Here is an 18,519-nt window from a genome sequence, read left to right on the forward strand (position 1 = left end):
AACGCTTTTAATAATAACCAGGTCAGGTCAGCTTATACAAAGGCAAGGCTTTTTGTCCATAAATCAGCCGCCTGTCGGTTTGTATTATCGCTATGGCTAATCGATTTGGGTCTTGAATCAGCAAAAAAACCGCCCGATCCCCCTGCTTTACCATTCATTTTCGTCAACACAGCCAATGGAGCTGTAGCTAAATAAACCGACGTTTCGGCTCCCCGTTCCGGAGTTCGCATGAAGGGCCGCGCCAACGTCATCATGAACCCATAAGCGCCCGTGAAATTGGTACCGAACCCCGAGTCAACTACGCCGGGGTGTACTGCATAGGCAGTAATTCCCGAAGCAGCGTATCGCTTAGCTAATTCTTTAGTAAATAACAGATTGGCAAGTTTTCCATCGCCATAGGCAGACAGAATGGATAGGCTTTCGTTGCGCTGAAAAAAGCGAGATGCGTTCCCTAAGGCATAAGCCATTGAGGACACGTTAATCACACGAGCCTCACCAGCCGCTTTGAGTAGCTCCATCAGGTGGTAGGTCAGCACAAAATGGCCAATGTGATTGGCATAAAACGATTTCTCAATGTTGTTAATAAACTCCATTCGGTCGGGTGAGTACCCGGCATTGTTTATCAGCACATCCAGTTTTTTGTGCGTACGGCTAATCTGATGAGCTGCCCGGCGTGCCGAGTCCATATCCGTCAAGTCAGCCAACAGCAATTCGACAGTTACAGCCGGATTAATCCGTTTTACAGTAGCCAACGCTGCCTCCCCTTTCTCTTTGTTCCGACAAAGAAGAATTAGATTGAATCCTCGCCGTGCCAGCGACTTTGCGGTTGCCAGGCCAATACCAGCGTTCGCGCCTGTAATCAAGGCTGTTTTCATGTATGGTGGGGTAGGTGAAGTAGTAAAATGAGTGAAGTAAGTGGAGTGAGGTCAGGACTGGCAAACTCACTCTACATACTTCACTCACTCCACGACTTCACTAATCACAAATTAAAATAACAGTTTCCAGCCGTTGAAAAACAAGTCTTTCCCAGGCTGACCAGACCAATTATGTTGATCTGCCGCAGGCGCAGTTTCAACTGCTTCGAGCTTACGCCCTTCCTTTTGCACGACAATGGACGAAATACCTTTTTCTGCCAACGATCGGCAAATGCTTTTAGTGGTTTCGTTTACGTTACCTGCTACTAATCCTATTGTGGTTTCGTTGGTTTTCATGGCGTTCAAGGTTTATTGTATGTGCAAACAAATTTTTCGATAAATTTTTTTAAACTGGCTCTCCTAACGCCTTCGTCGCTTTAACGATCTGCTTGGTTAGCTGGCAAACATCCGTTTCGCCAATAACCTGCGAATAGCGCGCTCCTACCCGATCCCATGCCTGCGAAATTTCGGGTTGAATAGCTTCACCCTCTACTGTTGCATAAATCAGGGTTCGTTTGCCTTCCGACTCCCGCCGAACGAAACGCTTCTGCTCCAGTTTTTCCACCAATCGTGTAATCGTCGATGGAGTCAGGCAAAGCGTTTCACTCAGTTCCGATGGGGTTATTCCTGGTTGAGCAACTACTTCGCATAACATATAGGCATGTGAGTAACACATCCCAAAGCGACCAAATTCTTCATCACCAATTGCTGTAATGGCACGCGCTAATGCATTGGCCGAAAACAACAAACAAGCACTGTAACGAGATACTGACTGATCATCTTCGGCTACGGCAACTTCCAGGTTATTCATAATTCGTTTCCCTATTGTGTGAACAAAGGTAGACAATGATATTTGTATGTGCAAACAATATTTAAAAAAAGTAGAAGGTGCGTACGTGAAGTGGGTGGAGTAGGTGAAGTGAGTGAAGTAGGTGGAGTGAGGTCAGTACTGTTCGACTCACTTCACCTACTCCACTCACTTCACGTACGCACCAAATCACTTCCTCGGTAGATGAACTTCGGCCATCATGCAGCGGGCCGACCCTCCGCCATTGGCTTCAATCGTTGACAAATCGAAGTGGACCAGCGTAGCATAATCGTCCAACTGATCGATTTGTTTTGGGGTGAGGGATTCTAAAGCACGAGTCGACATCACCAATAGCTTCTGGCCTTTTTTCGTTTTCACCATCAGCATATTACCGGCAAAGCTGGCCATTTGCTCCAGCGAAATCTCGATTATCCGTTTATTCAGGTTTTCCAGTTCCTGGCGAACCATAAGCCGTTCATCGGGATCGGTGATAGCGGCCAGACACACAACCGCACATGAATCGGCTATACACATGAGCACATTGGTATGATAAACAGCTTGCCCGCTGGCATCGGCCGCACTGAAAGCAACCATACGATAACCCGTTTGGCGACTAAATTCAGCCAGCACATCTGGATGTGTCCGGGGCGATAGGCTGGCGAAGGCAACCCGATTCATGCGGTCAAGCACCAGGCTCCCGGTACCTTCCAGAAATTTGCCCTCCTGCTCAAAGTGGGTTAAGTCGATAATTTTATCAACGTGAAAATTCCTGGCCAGGTCGTCAATTATATCTTGCCGACGCTCAAGCCGACGGTTTTCTGCCTGCATAGGATAGAGCACAACTCTACCGCTCGCATGAAAAGAGACCCAGTTATTTGGAAAAATAGAATCGGGTGTATGAGGCTCTACGGTGTCATCGTACACCATCACATCGACACCCATGGCTTGTAGCTGGCGCGCCATTTCATCGAACTCCTTTTGGGCGTCTTCCTGAGCTACATCGTTCGGTTGCACAGCCAGTTTGCTATCCTGAAATGCGTTGGATTCGGCGGTTTGCTCGTTAAACCCGAAGCGAACAGGACGAATCATTAAAATACGGGAAGTAGCCTGCGATTGCATAATAGTCTGTGAGTCAGTTAGCCAGTGAATCGGTTAGTCCGTATCACTGAATCTGTCAGCAAATTAGCACCGATGCATCAATTGTTCAACGATTTAAGTAAAGAGTCCTATGTTGCCCGCCCAACTATTTCTCAAACATCCTCTCTTAACAACGGCAGACTCATGCAGTGCGACCCTCCCCGCGCCCGGCTTAACTCGGCCGACGGAAGCATAATAAACGTATTTTCGATGGTTTCGGGCGATGATTCGCCCCGTTCAAATCGCTCCAGCAGTTTACCTGCTCCAATGACGTCAAAACCGGCGGCCCGAAAGGCGTCAGCCGTTTTTTCGTTTCGGTCGTACCCCACTACCACACCATCTTTCAGCGCCAACAGGTTGCAGGAGTCCGTCCATTGCTCACGCGCACCAAATGGGAATTCGTTATTTCCCGAATAGATGAACTGGACAGGTTCAGTAGCGCCGAGATCGTTTTTACTAATATCGGCCAGTAAGTCTTCGAGGTTTTCGATCTCAATGGGCTTGTGTTCCAGTCCTTTACTAAACTGAAGGATTTTCAAATCTTCGGAAACGTCTTTTGGGGCAAAAAAGTGAATAACATCCCGCTGCTTCGCTTCATCGCCCGTACGGGCCAGCGTTCCTAATAGTACCCATATATTCCGCTTCACCTGCGTGAATACGGTATCGATATGCATATAATCCCGCTTCTTCGGAATTTTAATAACCGTTACCTTATCAACCAGATTCTTACTGAATACTAATCGCATCACTTGCTGGGCCGCATATAGCGTCGTACGTTCGCTAACCCCAACCATAAGATGTCGCTTCGCAATCATCATAACATCACCACCCTCAAGTGTTGAGCGGGTTATATCCCGATTCACATCTACATCGGGCAGTAAAAAGGCATGTTCATTATCTGGAATTTCAATGATTTTATCCTGATAGTTAACAAATAGCGGGTGATGAAAGAAAATATATTGCGCCAGTAGAGCCTCGCGGGTACGAGCCAGTTTAGCCGGCTTATTGAGCAGAATATGATCATTGATAACAATGCCGATGTCACGTGTAAAAATGAAATTCGGTAAAGGCGCAAATAACATGGTCAGATCAGGCAACGACCCCGAAATCATAATTTTAGCCAGCTCCGCAGGTTGATACTGACTCAGCTGTTGTTGGGTTTTAAACGACGTTCGTTCGATACCACAAATAGCGGCAATCAGGCGGATCCGGATAGTTTCATCGGCCAGAATATCAGCCAGAAGCGACTGAATATCAATGACGTTATCCGATCTGAAATAATTAGCATGATCGGGTTTGAAGAATGAGCGATCCGAATCAGGCCCAATAGCAGCTAGTTTGCCTCGTATTTTATCGGGGTCCAAAAAATACAACAGAATCTTAACGTAGTAATCATATTCATCCCGGCGCATCATATCCAGATGCACGATATCTTCAAACAGCCAGTCTTGTGCCTTCGATGGTACAACTTTACCCAACCCCCGATCAGGGCTATGAATGAGTAGTCGCTTAAGTGCACCAATTTCAGAAGATACGTTAATATATTGTATATCTGCCTGCGGAGCTATATCAACTAGTGAACGTTCTGAACTGAGGGATTTCTGTTCATTTGTCATAGGTAAACCCGAATCCGTTGTTGATCAGGAGTCGGTATTGCAAGGTACAGGATTGGAGATGGAAAAGAAAAGGGCTCTTTTTAATCGACAATTTATCAACCATATAACAGAAACAATTACTTAATAAGTAAGTAAAATGACAATAAACATAAAAACATACGTATAACTTTAAATTAATAACTACACTATATATAAATACAATAATATTGATTTTACCTACAAATAAAAGTTATTATTGGTATACAAATTGTTATTATACGACAAAATATAATTATATATAGTTAATACATAATTATATTACTTTTAATTTACAAAAATTACTTATCGTATATTTTTTATAGCTTCTATTGGGCCAGCGGCATATTTTTTGACAAGTCTGTAAACAAGAAAGTAATGCATTTACAGATCCATCTTATATGTCCATTTTCACTAAAATATTTAGCAGGCTTCTGCTATTCAGCATTGGTATTGTAGGGAGTTCACTACCAGTTCTAGAACAGACCATACCAGGTACGGTCTTCCGGGGTTTCACAAAAACGGCGGATGGTGGCCACCAGGAAGTAGTAAGTGGATTGACCGTTTTGCCAGGCCAAGGCCAGGTCGTAGCAACAGTCTTTGACCCTTTTACAAACTTCCAGGCTGCCGGAGCACTTTATTTTGATAAGCTAACAGGCACATCTCCCCAGTATCAGGCATTAACCCAGGATGGAGGACTCCCGGCGGCTCAACGGGCAGCAACTTTTGGAAAAGCCGCCAACCTGGGTGATTTAGAAATCTTCTGCAATAACGCGCCTATCGAAATTGGCAACCGGGCATGGGTCAATGCCAACGACAACGCTTTCAGTATCCGGGCGAAGCTCCACTCGCTGGCATAAAAGTTACGCTAACCGGCCCAGGTCTGGCCACACCCGTTAGGGTAACAACCAACGCTGTCAGTGAATATTACTTCTCCAGTTCTACAAGCGACACGGCGCTATCGGCTATGCCTATAGCCTGACGTGGTTGACCAGTGGAAGCTCGTATTCGCTGACATTCCCAACAAGCTAATTCCCACCCAATATGGCCACTGGTTACCTGGTCTGTACAAAAAAACGTACAATTCATAGAGGGCTAATTAACCTACGGCACAGAAAATTCGGCCTTTGTCATAAACTATGCCAATCTTCATATATGAATACTATTAATATTCGAGACGCCAATTAGTGTTACCATAAATATATTTTCATAAACATTTAATTATCAATACGTTCATTAAAAAAATATAATAACGGTTATAAATATACGTAAGCAAATTTTCTTATTTAATGGCACGATTTTAGTCTTCTAAAAACCAATTTTACTATGATCGCATTGTTCATGAAACAGATATCCTCGCTCTTTTTTTATTCCAAATTATCTTCAAGTGATAACAATAAACAATTGTTACACAATAAATCAAAATGGATACTTAAAGACTTACTACTTTTTCTGGTATTAGTAGTTGGCTACACAACAAGCTCTGCTCAGATAAGTGGCAAAGTCGTTCGGGAGTTTAATATGAATGGAATAGCAGATGTAGCTGTCAGCAATTCCTTTCATGATGTAGCCAACGGCAATGCCACCTCTATTACAACCCGGCTAGCTGAGGTTGGGCTCCCGGGGGCATCTATAACGGTATATGGCGATAACGAACTTGTTCTGGGAACAACTACCTCAACCTCAACGGGTAGCTGGTCTCTAACCATTCCAAATACCTATACGGGTACGCAGGTGTTGGTGGAGTGTAAACCACCTGTTAGCCTTGCCTTTCTACAGACAGGCCCTCATGGAACAGATAACAGTACCACGATAGCGAAAGTAGCAAAGACAGCCACAAACGTAAATTTCACCTTTGGTCTGGGCTCCGAGCACGCCCAGGATAGCCCTGATCTGGCTTTAGCCTGCTTTGCCTTGCCCAATCCCAGTAACACCACGGGCAACCCTGGCTCCAGCGAACCGATGGTCATTCGGTTTCCTTACATCAATGGTGGCCCCCTGACAAATGGAACTCGCAATGCTATCAGCGGAACCGGTCAGAACTACTATTCCACTACCGAATACCCTCCCATAACAAGCAAGACCATACTAACTACTTTTGGCCAAACGGGTACGGTATATGGGGTAGCGTATGATAAACGTCGGAACCGACTGCTAACCAGCGCGTTTGAGCGGGCCTATACAGGTATTGGCCCTAATGGGGCAGGAGGTGAAGGTAAATTATACGTCACTACATTTAACACGAATGGCACGGCTGCCAGCACTAGTCTGTGGCTTGATTTAGAAACTGCCCTATCTGCCGGGGTAGCGGGCACAGACCCGGCCATCACGCCTAACCTGACTTTCGTAAATAGCAATCCTACAACCATATCCCGTTTTGAACATAACAAAATAGGGCATATCAGTTTAGGCGATTTAGAGTTTTCTGCGGATGGAAAGACCGTATTTGTCGTCAACCTCTTTTCCAAGCAGATTTACGGTATACCCGTTAATGCCAATGGCACACCGAATACGGCGGCTATCAAAACCTATACCCCTACCAATCCCTGTGCTAGTGGTAGTTTTACCGATCCGGCTACCCCAGCCGGTGCACGTCCGTATAATGCTCTACTGGGGTTAGGTGTCCATCCTGAAACAGGACGTATATACTGCACCGTTACTTGTACAGGACCCAATAGTACAACTAATTTGAGAGGCTATATTTATTCGTTTGATCCAACAGCAGCTGTCACAACCTTTACCGAAGAACTTCAGATTCCACTCAATATTAGCTTTCAAAGTGGCAACGATGGAACGGAAGGTTCATATGCCACCACATCGAATGAGGCCTGGAGCCCAACGGCAAACGATGCCATTGTTACGAATACGTACTCAGACCATGCCTGGATGGGCGATATTGTCTTCGATATTCAACCGGATGGCACTACCTTCATGATCGTGGGTGGGCGTAACCGCTATATGGACGCCACATCAGGCAGTCGTATTACACACGGACAGGGCCTTTGGTTGTCTGCTCAAAATGGCAGTAGCTGGACACTGGAATCCAATGGGGTTGCTGGTAGCCGAACAACGGCTAACTCACTCGCACTTGCCTGGTTTTCTGCTCGAAATGGAAATGGCGTATTCTTCAATACGCATGGCTCTGAAGGAACCAATGGAACCGGAAATATTATTGCAATTCCAGGCTTTACCGAGCTGGCGCTTGGCGCGGTTGATAACGTAAAATCGGGTGGCAATAGTGGGATTATGTTCCTGAACCGTAGTAATGGATCCCGAACGCGGGATATCCTTCTGCTGGGCAGCCTGACAAACAGTGGTACTCCTCCACGTGATGCTGTTTATAAAGCTAACCTGTGGGGCGAAGTAGAAGCCCTTCTGGACCCAGCCCCACTAGAGGTAGGTAACTACGTGTTTATCGACGTGAATAAGAATGGTCTACAAGATCCTTCCGATCTGCCGCTGGCAGGCGTAACCGTATCACTGGTTGAAGATACCAACGAGGATGGCCTCCCAAACGAAACCGTTGTTGCCTCCACAACAACAAATGCCAGCGGCCAGTATTATTTCGACCGGGCAGACGGCTTGAAGTATGACACAAAATATGTAATTGTCATAAACAAGGCCAGTGATTTTACGGCTGGTGGACCACTCGCTGGCTACACACCAACGCTGGCAAATGTATCGTCAAATGCAAAGGATACGCGCGATTCGGATGGTGAAGTATTGACTGGCAATTTCGTAAAAACAGCTTTTCAAACGGGTGGGCCAGGCGAAAACAATCACTTGTTCGATTTTGGGTTTGCGCCACCCTGCTTACTAACCGCAGTGGTCACACCAGGTACTTGTAACACGGCCACAAATCAGTATTCAATTAGTGGTACAGCCAGTTTTACAAATGCGCTGGCTGGTACATTAACCATTACAGATGGCATCAATACAACCACTATTTCTGTAACAGCAGGACAGACCTCAGCCAGTTTCTCATTAACGGGACTGACCAGCGGAACGAGCACACACACAGTTACAGCATCGTTAAGTGATTGTGGAAATACCAGTGTAACCTACACGGCTCCAGCCGCCTGTGTCGTCGGTGTAGCGGTAACGGTAACTCCAGGACTATGCCAAACCGCTACCAATCAGTATAGTATTTCTGGCACTCTCTCGCTGACTAATGCTGTGGCCGGTACCGCTACCATCACTGATGGAATTAGCACCACTACTGTCTCGGTTTCGGCAGGGGCCACCTCCGTGCCTTATACCCTAACTGGGCTTAATTCCGGAACGGGGTCACATACCGTAACGGTGAGTTATGCCAGCAAAACTGCAAGTGTGACGTACACTGCTCCTGCGTCCTGTACAGTAGCTGTAGCCCTGACTGTCACGCCCGGTGTCTGTCAATCCGCCACGAATCAGTATGACATCACCGGAACCCTCAGCCTGACCAATGCACCAGCCGGTATCGCGACCATCACCGATGGCACGAAATCAACCACGGTATCCGTCTCAGCAGGCGCTACCTCTGTACCCTATGCCCTCACTGGATTGAACTCTGGAACAGGGTTGCATACGGTTACTGCCAGCTTCGCAACCAAAACGGCGAGTGTAACCTACACCGCACCCGTTTCCTGTACTATAGCTCCCTGTGGTCTGTCTATGGTTGTTACACCCGGTCTATGCCAGTCGGCAACGAACAGCTATGTCTTATCGGGAACCATTAACGCCACCAACGTGCCCACCAGTGGGACACTCACTATTACATCGGCCGCCCTTTCTCAGCCCAGAACGCTGACCCTCCCAGCAGCCAATACAGTTTCGGGTACGTTTAGCTACTCCGGACTCATTGCCAACGGGCAGATATATACCATTACCGCCAGCTATTCCGATGGCACCTGCTCGCCCGTTAGCCAGACATTTACAGCGCCGGTTTCCTGCTCGGTGGCACCCATCTGTAGCCTGAGTGCAACGGCAACTGCAGGAATCTGTGCCACAGCCACCAATACCTACTCTGCTTCGGTAGTTGTCAATCTGACCAATGGAGTTGCCGGGCCAATTACGGTTAGTCTGCCGGGTTCAACGCCAATTAGTCAAACGCTGGCAGCCAATACCGGTACGTTTACGGCCGTATTTAATGGCCTCACCTCCGATGGAGCCAGCCATACGGCGACCATCAGTCTACCTGGTTGCGGCACCACAACGGCCACGTTCACGGCTCCCGCATCCTGTTCGGTAACGCCAATCTGCTCCATGAGTGCAGTGGCAACGCCCGGACTCTGCCAAACAGCTACGAACACCTTTACCACGATAGCAGTCATCACCCTGACCAATCCGACGACCGGTATCCTGACTGTAACCGATGGTCCGGCCAGCCTGACCTTTGCTACCGTTACTGGAAGCACTACTTCCTTCACGGCCACCTTTGCCGGACTTAGCTCCAACGGAACCAGCCATACGGTTACAGCCAGTTTGCCCGGCTGTTCAGCTACTACGACAACCTATACGGCACCAGTATCCTGTTCGATAGCGCCCATCTGTAGCCTGAGTGCTACCGCTACCGCCGGACTTTGTGCTACTGCTACGAATACCTATTCAGCTACGGCGGTGGTTCAGCTAACCAACCCAACGGCGGGTACGCTAACGATTTCCAATGGGCCGCAGAGTGCTACGTTCGTTACAACAGCAGGCACTTCGGCTACCTTCACTGTGGAATTCCCCGGTTTAGTATCCGATGGGGCAACGCATACAATCACGGCTTCGCTGCCCGGTTGTAGCACCACGACTGCTACCTATACGGCACCGGCATCCTGCTCAATAGCGCCCATCTGTTCCATCAGTGCGGTAGTCACCGCTGGGCTCTGCGCAACAGCAACCAATACGTATTCTGCCACGGCTGTGGTGACGGTCAATAATCCCGCTGCGGGCGGAACGCTCACGGTAGCCACCGGTGGACAAACGCTCACCTTCAGCACTACAGCCCTCAGTCAGAACACCTTTACGGCTACCTTTAACGGGCTTATTTCAGATGGAGCCAGCCATATTATTACAGTCAGTCTACCTGGTTGTGGCAGTGCCAATACGGCCTACACGGCCCCAGCCAGTTGCTCGATAGCACCGGTTTGTTCGGTGAGTGCAATAGCTACCCCTGGCCTGTGTGCCAGTGCCACGAACACCTTCTCAACCACTGTGCTGGTGACGCTGACTAATCCAACGGCGGGAACCCTGACTGTTACCGATGGGGTGAACAGTATCACCTTCGTGGTGGCTGCCTCACTGGGTACCACAACTGCCCCGGCTATATTCAATGGCATTGTTTCCGATGGCACTACTCACACGGTGACGGTATCGCTGCCCGGTTGCTCGAGTACCACGCTGACCTATACGGCTCCCGTATCCTGTACTGTGGCTCCACTTCTGGCCAGCCTGGGCGATTATGTCTGGTATGATACCGATGGAGACGGTCAACAGGATAGCAATGAAACCGGTGTGCCGGGCGTAACGGTTAAACTCTTTAACCCAGCTTCGTCAACGGTTACCCCCATTGCCAGCCTGACTACGGACAGCAATGGCAACTACCTGTTTACCAACCTGATCCCGGGTATTTACTGTATCCAGTTCGACAAAACCACACTGCCAACAGGATACACCCTGACGAGTGTTAATTCGGGAACTGATGCCACCGATAGTGATGCGGACCTAAGTACAGGTAAGACCACCAACTACACCTTGGCCGCTGGGGAACAGAACTTAACCGTTGATGCCGGTATTGTGCCGCCAACCCCGAGCCTGTCGCTGGACAAATTTGTTAGTAAATCGAAAGCTAAACTGGGCGAAGTGCTTACCTATACCCTGGTGGTAACCAACAACGGGGCTATTCCGGCGACGAATGTCACGGTTCGGGATTCGAGTACAACGGGATTGACCTACGTAACGAATTCAGCCACGGCACCCGCGGGGACTACCTTTACCCAGGGAACACCCATTAGCACCTGGACGATTAGCGCTATCAGTGCTGGACAAAGTCTGAGTTTGACCTTCCAGGCCAAAGCCGATAGCACGGGAATACTCTATAACAAAGCCACCCTACCCGGCGACACGGCGACGGTCTGTACCTCCATCCCCGTGGTGATGTGTGCGGGCGATCAGTATGCCTTCACCCTCACCGCACCCGCCGGGCGAAGTAGCTACAAGTGGTTCAAAGATAACGTCGAAATCCCAGGACAAACCACCAACGTGCTCGAAGTGACCGCACCGGGCACCTATAGCCTGGCCGTCGATAACGTATCGGGAAAATGCCCCGACTTCAGCTGTTGCCCCTTCATTGTCGAGGAGGACACGCTACCCACGTTCCAGGCGCAGGCTGTCGTGGCTAGCTGTGTGGGCAATTTGGCCCAGGCTAACGGTAAGATCGTGCTCACGGGCTTCAACCCCGCCTACACCTACCAGTACTCGCTGGGAAGCAGTTTCAACGAAGCGGCTCCGCTCTCGGGCTCAGCCAAGGTGATTCCAGCGGGTGGGGTGCTAGTGAACAATCTGGCTAATCCGGTGGTGGCTCAGGCCTATACGATTCGGGTCTACAATGCTTCGGGCTGTTACACGGATGTGACGGTGATGCTGTTGCCAACCGTGTGTGGGTGTCCGGCTGAGGTGTGTGTGCCTTATGTGATTAGCCAAACCAAGCGGGCCAAACGCATTGGCGATCCGCGTTAATCGACAGCCTTCTATACACAGAAAGGCCGCTAACGATTTAGCGGCCTTTCTGTGTATAGAAGGCATTTTAACTGTACAAGCATGGTCTTAGCCTGTGTTGGATTCTTTAGTTATGCATGCTCTTTAGATTAGCTTGCTTCCAAGTTGGCACGAAATATGTAAACAAGGATCAATTATTTACATACTAAGCACATTACATAAATAGTTGTATACAACTATTCTTTTTGCAAAAATCTATAATATACAGAACTAGCGGCAACAAGTACAAACTTCTGAGCTGGCATACCCTTTGCCTTACGGAACCCTGTTAACCCAATATCAGTAACCTTGGCGATTCAACCTTTATTCCATGTATTTTTTCACTGAGAAGAAATCTTGTGTAGGCTCCCTGAAATTATATGATTTGCGTCTACCAAGTCTACTTGAAATCCGATTTATGGGTTTAATGGTATGTCTCCTGAACCGAGCCAGACAGATACGATTTAGCAGGCACATAACACCAGTCCTGAAGCGAGTTTCCCTAACTCGCCAACTTCGGTATGCCGCTATAACTACACTAGTCAATTGCAAAAAACTCAGCAGAGAATATCGATACAGCCTATAAACTCCATCACTTTCTGACTCCCAGAGATTCAGCTTTTGCCTTTAGCCGCGGCTAATCTGACCAAATGATCCTATTACCGACAATCTAATATCCACCGTACTTGACTTTATCGTTTACCATATGGATTCACTTTACAGCCATCTTTTTCAGCTAGTTGCCTGCTTGGCGAACCGAAACAATACGATAAAGGCACAAGGACGGCTGAACTATAGCTCGCTCAAACTGCCCAGACTTGAGGGCAAGTTCAACTCTATGAATAAGAAAGGATTGTTTTTTTTAAGCAGGATTAAATCCTGCCTAAACACGCCTTTTTTGTGCTTTTTTCTAATACCTATTCTATCACTATTGGTAAGCTGGCAAGAGGCACAGGCTCAAACCCCCTGTGGTCTGTCTATGGTTGTTACACCCGGTCTATGCCAGTCGGCAACGAACAGCTATGTCTTATCGGGAACCATTAACGCCACCAACGTGCCCACCAGTGGGACACTCACTATTACATCGGCCGCCCTTTCTCAGCCCAGAACGCTGACCCTCCCAGCAGCCAATACAGTTTCGGGTACGTTTAGCTACTCCGGACTCATTGCCAACGGGCAGATATATACCATTACCGCCAGCTATTCCGATGGCACCTGCTCGCCCGTTAGCCAGACATTTACAGCGCCGGTTTCCTGCTCGGTGGCACCCATCTGTAGCCTGAGTGCAACGGCAACTGCAGGAATCTGTGCCACAGCCACCAATACCTACTCTGCTTCGGTAGTTGTCAATCTGACCAATGGAGTTGCCGGGCCAATTACGGTTAGTCTGCCGGGTTCAACGCCAATTAGTCAAACGCTGGCAGCCAATACCGGTACGTTTACGGCCGTATTTAATGGCCTCACCTCCGATGGAGCCAGCCATACGGCGACCATCAGTCTACCTGGTTGCGGCACCACAACGGCCACGTTCACGGCTCCCGCATCCTGTTCGGTAACGCCAATCTGCTCCATGAGTGCAGTGGCAACGCCCGGACTCTGCCAAACAGCTACGAACACCTATTCCTCAACCGTTGTAGTGACGATACGCAATCCAGCGGCAGGTATTTTAACCATTATTGATGGTGACCAGACGCTGACTTTCTCCACGACGGCTAACGCTCAAAACACCTTTACGGCGACCTTCAATGGATTGCTCTCCAATGCAACGACTCATACTGTAACGGCTTCACTACCCGATTGCTCAACCACTATCACTACCTATACCGCACCAGCTTCGTGTTCGATAGTGCCAGTTTGTAGTCTGAGTGCCGTGGTCACTGTCGGGCTCTGTCAGCCAGCCACTAATACCTACTCTAGTACAGTGGTTGTCACTGTCCAAAACCCGTCAACTGGCATAATCACCATTGGAGACGGAACCCTAACCCAGACCTTCTCCACGACGACCACTGCCCGGAACACCTTTACCGTGATTTTCCCTGGCTTGCTTTCTACTGGCACCAGTCATACCGTAACGGCTTCGCTGCCCGGTTGCTCGACCACCAACACCACCTATACCGCACCGGTGTCTTGCTCGACGACTCCGGTCTGTGCCCTCAGTCTGACGGCCAGTGGTGCCAACTGTAATCCTGCAACGAACCTATATGTGCTATCGGGTGCGATCACACTGACCAACAGCCCCATCAGCCAGACCCTTACCCTCACTGATGGAAGCTATGTTCGCTCCCTGACGGCGGCTGCGGGTACAACCACGATCAATTACAGCTATACTACGTTGCAAAGTGATGGAGCCATCCACACCGTAACATTGACCAGCAGCAGTTGCGGAACCGCGTCTACGACTTATACCGCTCCGGCTTCGTGTACCAGCGCGCCCGCTTGTTCGGTGAGTGCAGTAGCCAGTGCTGGCAGCTGCGCCACGGCCACGAATACGTATTCCAGCACGGTGCTGGTGACGCTGACGAACCCCATAGCGGGTACGATGACGGTTGCCGATGGGGTCAACAGTATCACGTTTGTGGTGCCAGCCTCTGTGGGTACAATTACGGCCTCGGCGGTCTTTAATGGCTCACCTTCTGACGGACTAAGCCACACGGTGACGGTAAGTCTGCCGGGTTGTTCGAGCACAACAGCTACCTATACGGCCCCAGCGTCTTGCTCAGTAACGCCGGTTTGCTCGGTGAGTGCGGTAGTCACCGCGGGCAGTTGTGCCAGTGCCACCAATACGTATTCAGCCACGGCTGTGGTAACGGTTAAGAATCCAACGGCGGGTGTACTGACAGTAAGCACTGGTGCTCAGAGTTTGACCTTCGCCACCACGGCCGCTAGCTCAGCCACCTTCACCGCTACCTTCGCCAACTTACCGGCCGATGGGGTTAGCCATACCATAACAGCTTCGCTGTACGGTTGTTCAAGCACAACAGCTACCTATACGGCACCGGCGAGTTGTTCCGCAACGCCGGTCTGCTCACTGAGCCTGACCACCACCGGTCTGCCTATCGGTACTGTTGGACAAGCTTACAGCGCTACACTAACCGCTACCGGAGGAACTGCCCCCTACAGCTTCTCGCTGGCCAGCGGCAGCCTGCCCGCCGGTATCACCCTCAATCCGACTACCGGTGTGCTTAGCGGAATACCCACCAACTCAGGCAGTTTCTCGACCAGCATCCGCATCACCGATAGCCAGAGTTGTTCGGCCATCCAACCCCTGGCCGTGCTCCAGATCGAGCTGGCTCCAGTCTGCTCCCTGAGTGCGGTGGTCACCCCAGGCAACTGCGCCAGTGCCACCAATACCTATTCGGCCACCGCCGTGGTAACCCTGGCCAACCCAACAGCCGGTGTACTAACCATCACAAATGGTGCTCAGAGTTTTACCTTTGCCACCACGGCAACCAACTCGGGCATCTTCACGGCGACCTTCAGCGGCCTGCCAGCCGATGGAACCAGTCACACCGTAACGGCGTCTCTGCCTGGCTGTTCGACCACCAGCACCACCTATACCGCACCCATCAGTTGTTCAACAACTCAGGTTTGTTCGATCAGTGCGGTAGCCACTCCAGGCAACTGTGCCAGTGCCACCAATACCTATTCGGCCACCGCCCTGGTAACAGTCCAGAATCCAACAGCGGGCATCCTGCTGGTTACCACTGGTAGCCAGAGTTTGACCTTTGCCACCACAGCCACCAGTTCGGCCACGTTCACGGCCGTCTTCAACGGCTTACCGGCCGATGGGGCCAGCCACTCCCTGATTGCGTTGGTTCTGGGCTGCTCAACCACCACGACCTATACCGCGCCGGTGAGCTGTTCGGCCCCACCTGCCTGTTTGGTGAGTGCGGTGTCCACGGCGGGCAGTTGTGCCAGTGCCACCAATACCTATTCAGCCACGGCTGTGGTAACGGTTAAGAATCCAACGGCGGGTGTACTGACAGTAAGCACTGGTGCTCAGAGTTTGACCTTCGCTACCACGGCCGTTAGCTCAGGAACCTTCACAGCGACCTTCACGAATTTACCGGCCGATGGGGTTAGCCATACCGTAACAGCTTCGCTGCCCGGTTGCTCGACCACAACAGCTACCTATACGGCACCGGCGAGTTGTTCCGCAACGCCGGTCTGTTCCATGAGTGCAACAATTGTCTCCAGTGTATGTAGTACGATTACACCTTCCATCATAGGCGGCACAACACCGTATAACTACAACTGGATTGGGCCGACCATGAACGTTACCGTTGCAGCGAAAGACGTAACTCATCCTTACCTTGGTGTTGGTTTTTCAGTAGGCTATGTTATCAATGGTGTACAGGGAAAAGAGCTAACGTTAGTGCGTGGGGTCAAGTACAGCTTTAATGTGAATTCGCCCGGTCATCCATTTGAATTTACGACTAGCCCCGTAGGCGGAGCCGCAAATGCTGGCGTCATAATTACAGCAGGCGTCACTAATGCTGGCGCAACGAGTGGTATACTTACCTTCACACCATCAGCCACAACGCCAGACCTAATTTATTACAATTGTAATTTACACGGTAATATGGGTTGGAAGGTGAATATAATAGACCAACAGCCTAATGGGGTCATTGCAAACGCGGCAAATGGTACCTATTCATTAACTGTAACCGATGCAGCCAACTGCTCTGCTACAACAGTGGCTACAGTTAACTGTCCTTGTAGTGTAAGCATCACTTCTGTAACACCCAGCCAGTGCTCAGCAGCTACTAATACCTACTCAGCCACAGCTGTGGTTCGGTTATCAAACCCAACAGCGGGTGTGTTAACCATTACCAATGGTGCGCAGAGTTTGACTTTTGCTGCCACGGCGACCAATCCGGCCACCTTCACGGCCGTCTTCAACGGCTTGATCGCCGATGGGGTTAGCCATACCGTAACAGCTTCGCTGCCCGGTTGCTCGACCACCAACACCACCTATACGGCACCGGCGAGTTGTTCTGTAGCTCAGGTCTGTTCGGTCAGTGCGGTAGCTACAGCCGGGGTCTGTGCATCTGCCACCAATACGTTTAGCACAACAGTAGTAGTCAACCTTAAAAACGTGACAACAGCGGGTACATTGAGTATCACGGATGGACCAACAAGCATTACGTTTGCGACTACAGTTGCTAGCTCAGCCTCTTTCGCAGCCGTATTTACTGGATTGGTTTCTGACGGTAATTCACACAACGTGACGGCTAGCTTGCCCGGTTGCTCAACTATTACAACTACGTACACAGCGCCTGGTTCCTGCACGCAACCTGTTGGCACTAAGCTGGTGCTGGATAAACTAGTTAATAAGTCCAAAGCCAAAATCGGGGATTTACTCACTTACACCCTTGTTCTCACCAACAGTGGGACGACTCTGGCAACGAATGTGGTGGTTCAGGATTCAATGACAACGGGGCTACGTTATGTAGTAAGCTCAGCCACAGCTCCCGCAGGAACTACGTTTACCCAGGGCACACCGACCAGTACCTGGAAAGTAGCGACCCTCTCGGCCGGGCAAAGTGTGAGCATGACCTTGCAGGCTATTGCCGATAGTTCGGGCATTCTCTATAATAAAGCCACAATCCCCGGTGATACCGTAACCGTGTGTACCTCAGTACCCGTTATAGTCTGCTCAGGTGATACCTATCTTTTCCAGCTGACTGCACCGGCAGGTCGTTCCTCTTATCGTTGGTTCAATGGCTCGGTAGAAATTCCAGGACAAACTACCAATGTGCTGAATATAACTGCACCGGGCACCTATAGCCTGGCCGTCGATAACGTATCGGGGAAATGCCCCGACTTCAGTTGTTGCCCCTTCATCGTCGAAGAGGACACGCTGCCCACCTTCCAGGCACAGGCTGTGCCCGTTACTTGTACAGGTAACACATCCCAGGTCAATGGTAAGATCGTGCTGAGTACCTTCAAAACAGGCTACACCTACCAGTACTCGCTGGGAAGCAGTTTCAACGAAGCGGCTCCGCTGTCGGGCTCAGCCAAGGTGATTCCAGCAGGTGGAGTGATTGTGAGTAATCTGACTAATCCCGTGGTGGCTCAGGCCTATACGATTCGGGTGTACAATGCCTCGGGTTGTTACACGGATGTGACGGTGATGCTCTTACCAAATCCGTGTGGTTGCCCAGAAGCAGTATGTGTACCGTTGGTAATCAAACAGACTAAAGGGGTTAGACGCCAGGGTCTGTAAAACGGTGGGTGTTAAAAACGCCTACTACAACAAAAAAACCATCCGAAAGTAGTTTGCTGATGACTCAGTACTGCTTTC

The 18,519-nt window shown here is 49.8% G+C and carries 8 protein-coding genes; 3 read left to right on the forward strand and 5 right to left on the reverse strand.

Features of this window, described 5'->3' with window-relative positions; translation table 11 throughout:
* Positions 1-32 precede the first annotated feature (32 nt).
* The 5 genes from EXU85_RS29250 to EXU85_RS29270 all read right to left on the reverse strand — a co-directional run bounded on the left by EXU85_RS29250 (position 33) and on the right by EXU85_RS29270 (position 4,475).
* Complete coding sequence (locus EXU85_RS29250) at positions 33-875, reverse strand: SDR family NAD(P)-dependent oxidoreductase (RefSeq protein ID WP_142775473.1); 843 nt, start codon at positions 873-875, stop codon at positions 33-35.
* A gap of 111 nt (positions 876-986) precedes the next feature.
* Positions 987-1,211 carry a hypothetical protein gene (locus EXU85_RS29255; protein WP_142775474.1) on the reverse strand — a complete coding sequence of 75 codons (225 nt, stop codon included), beginning with the start codon at positions 1,209-1,211 and terminating at the stop codon, positions 987-989.
* A 49-nt stretch (positions 1,212-1,260) separates the two neighbouring features.
* Positions 1,261-1,725, reverse strand: a complete 465-nt coding sequence (locus EXU85_RS29260; protein WP_142775475.1) for a MarR family winged helix-turn-helix transcriptional regulator — start codon at positions 1,723-1,725, stop codon at positions 1,261-1,263.
* A 186-nt stretch (positions 1,726-1,911) separates the two neighbouring features.
* Positions 1,912-2,841, reverse strand: a complete 930-nt coding sequence (ctlX, locus tag EXU85_RS29265) for a citrulline utilization hydrolase CtlX (RefSeq protein WP_142775476.1) — start codon at positions 2,839-2,841, stop codon at positions 1,912-1,914.
* A 131-nt stretch (positions 2,842-2,972) separates the two neighbouring features.
* Positions 2,973-4,475: an arginine deiminase family protein gene (locus tag EXU85_RS29270; protein ID WP_246859286.1), complete on the reverse strand. Its 1,503-nt coding sequence runs from the start codon at positions 4,473-4,475 to the stop codon at positions 2,973-2,975.
* Positions 4,476-4,891: 416 nt separating this feature from the next.
* Between EXU85_RS29270 and EXU85_RS29275 the strand changes: the two genes are divergently transcribed.
* The 3 genes from EXU85_RS29275 (at position 4,892) to EXU85_RS29285 (ending at position 18,441) form a co-directional block, all read left to right on the forward strand.
* Complete coding sequence (locus tag EXU85_RS29275; protein WP_142775477.1) at positions 4,892-5,350, forward strand: hypothetical protein; 459 nt, start codon at positions 4,892-4,894, stop codon at positions 5,348-5,350.
* Between the two features lie 481 nt (positions 5,351-5,831).
* A complete protein-coding gene (locus tag EXU85_RS29280) occupies positions 5,832-12,194 on the forward strand; it encodes an SdrD B-like domain-containing protein (protein ID WP_168207887.1) in 6,363 nt (2,120 codons plus the stop codon).
* A gap of 997 nt (positions 12,195-13,191) precedes the next feature.
* Positions 13,192-18,441, forward strand: a complete 5,250-nt coding sequence (locus EXU85_RS29285) for a DUF11 domain-containing protein (protein ID WP_168207888.1) — start codon at positions 13,192-13,194, stop codon at positions 18,439-18,441.
* Positions 18,442-18,519: the final 78 nt, after the last annotated feature.

It is taken from the genome of Spirosoma sp. KCTC 42546 (assembly GCF_006965485.1).
In the GTDB taxonomy this organism is placed as follows: domain Bacteria; phylum Bacteroidota; class Bacteroidia; order Cytophagales; family Spirosomataceae; genus Spirosoma.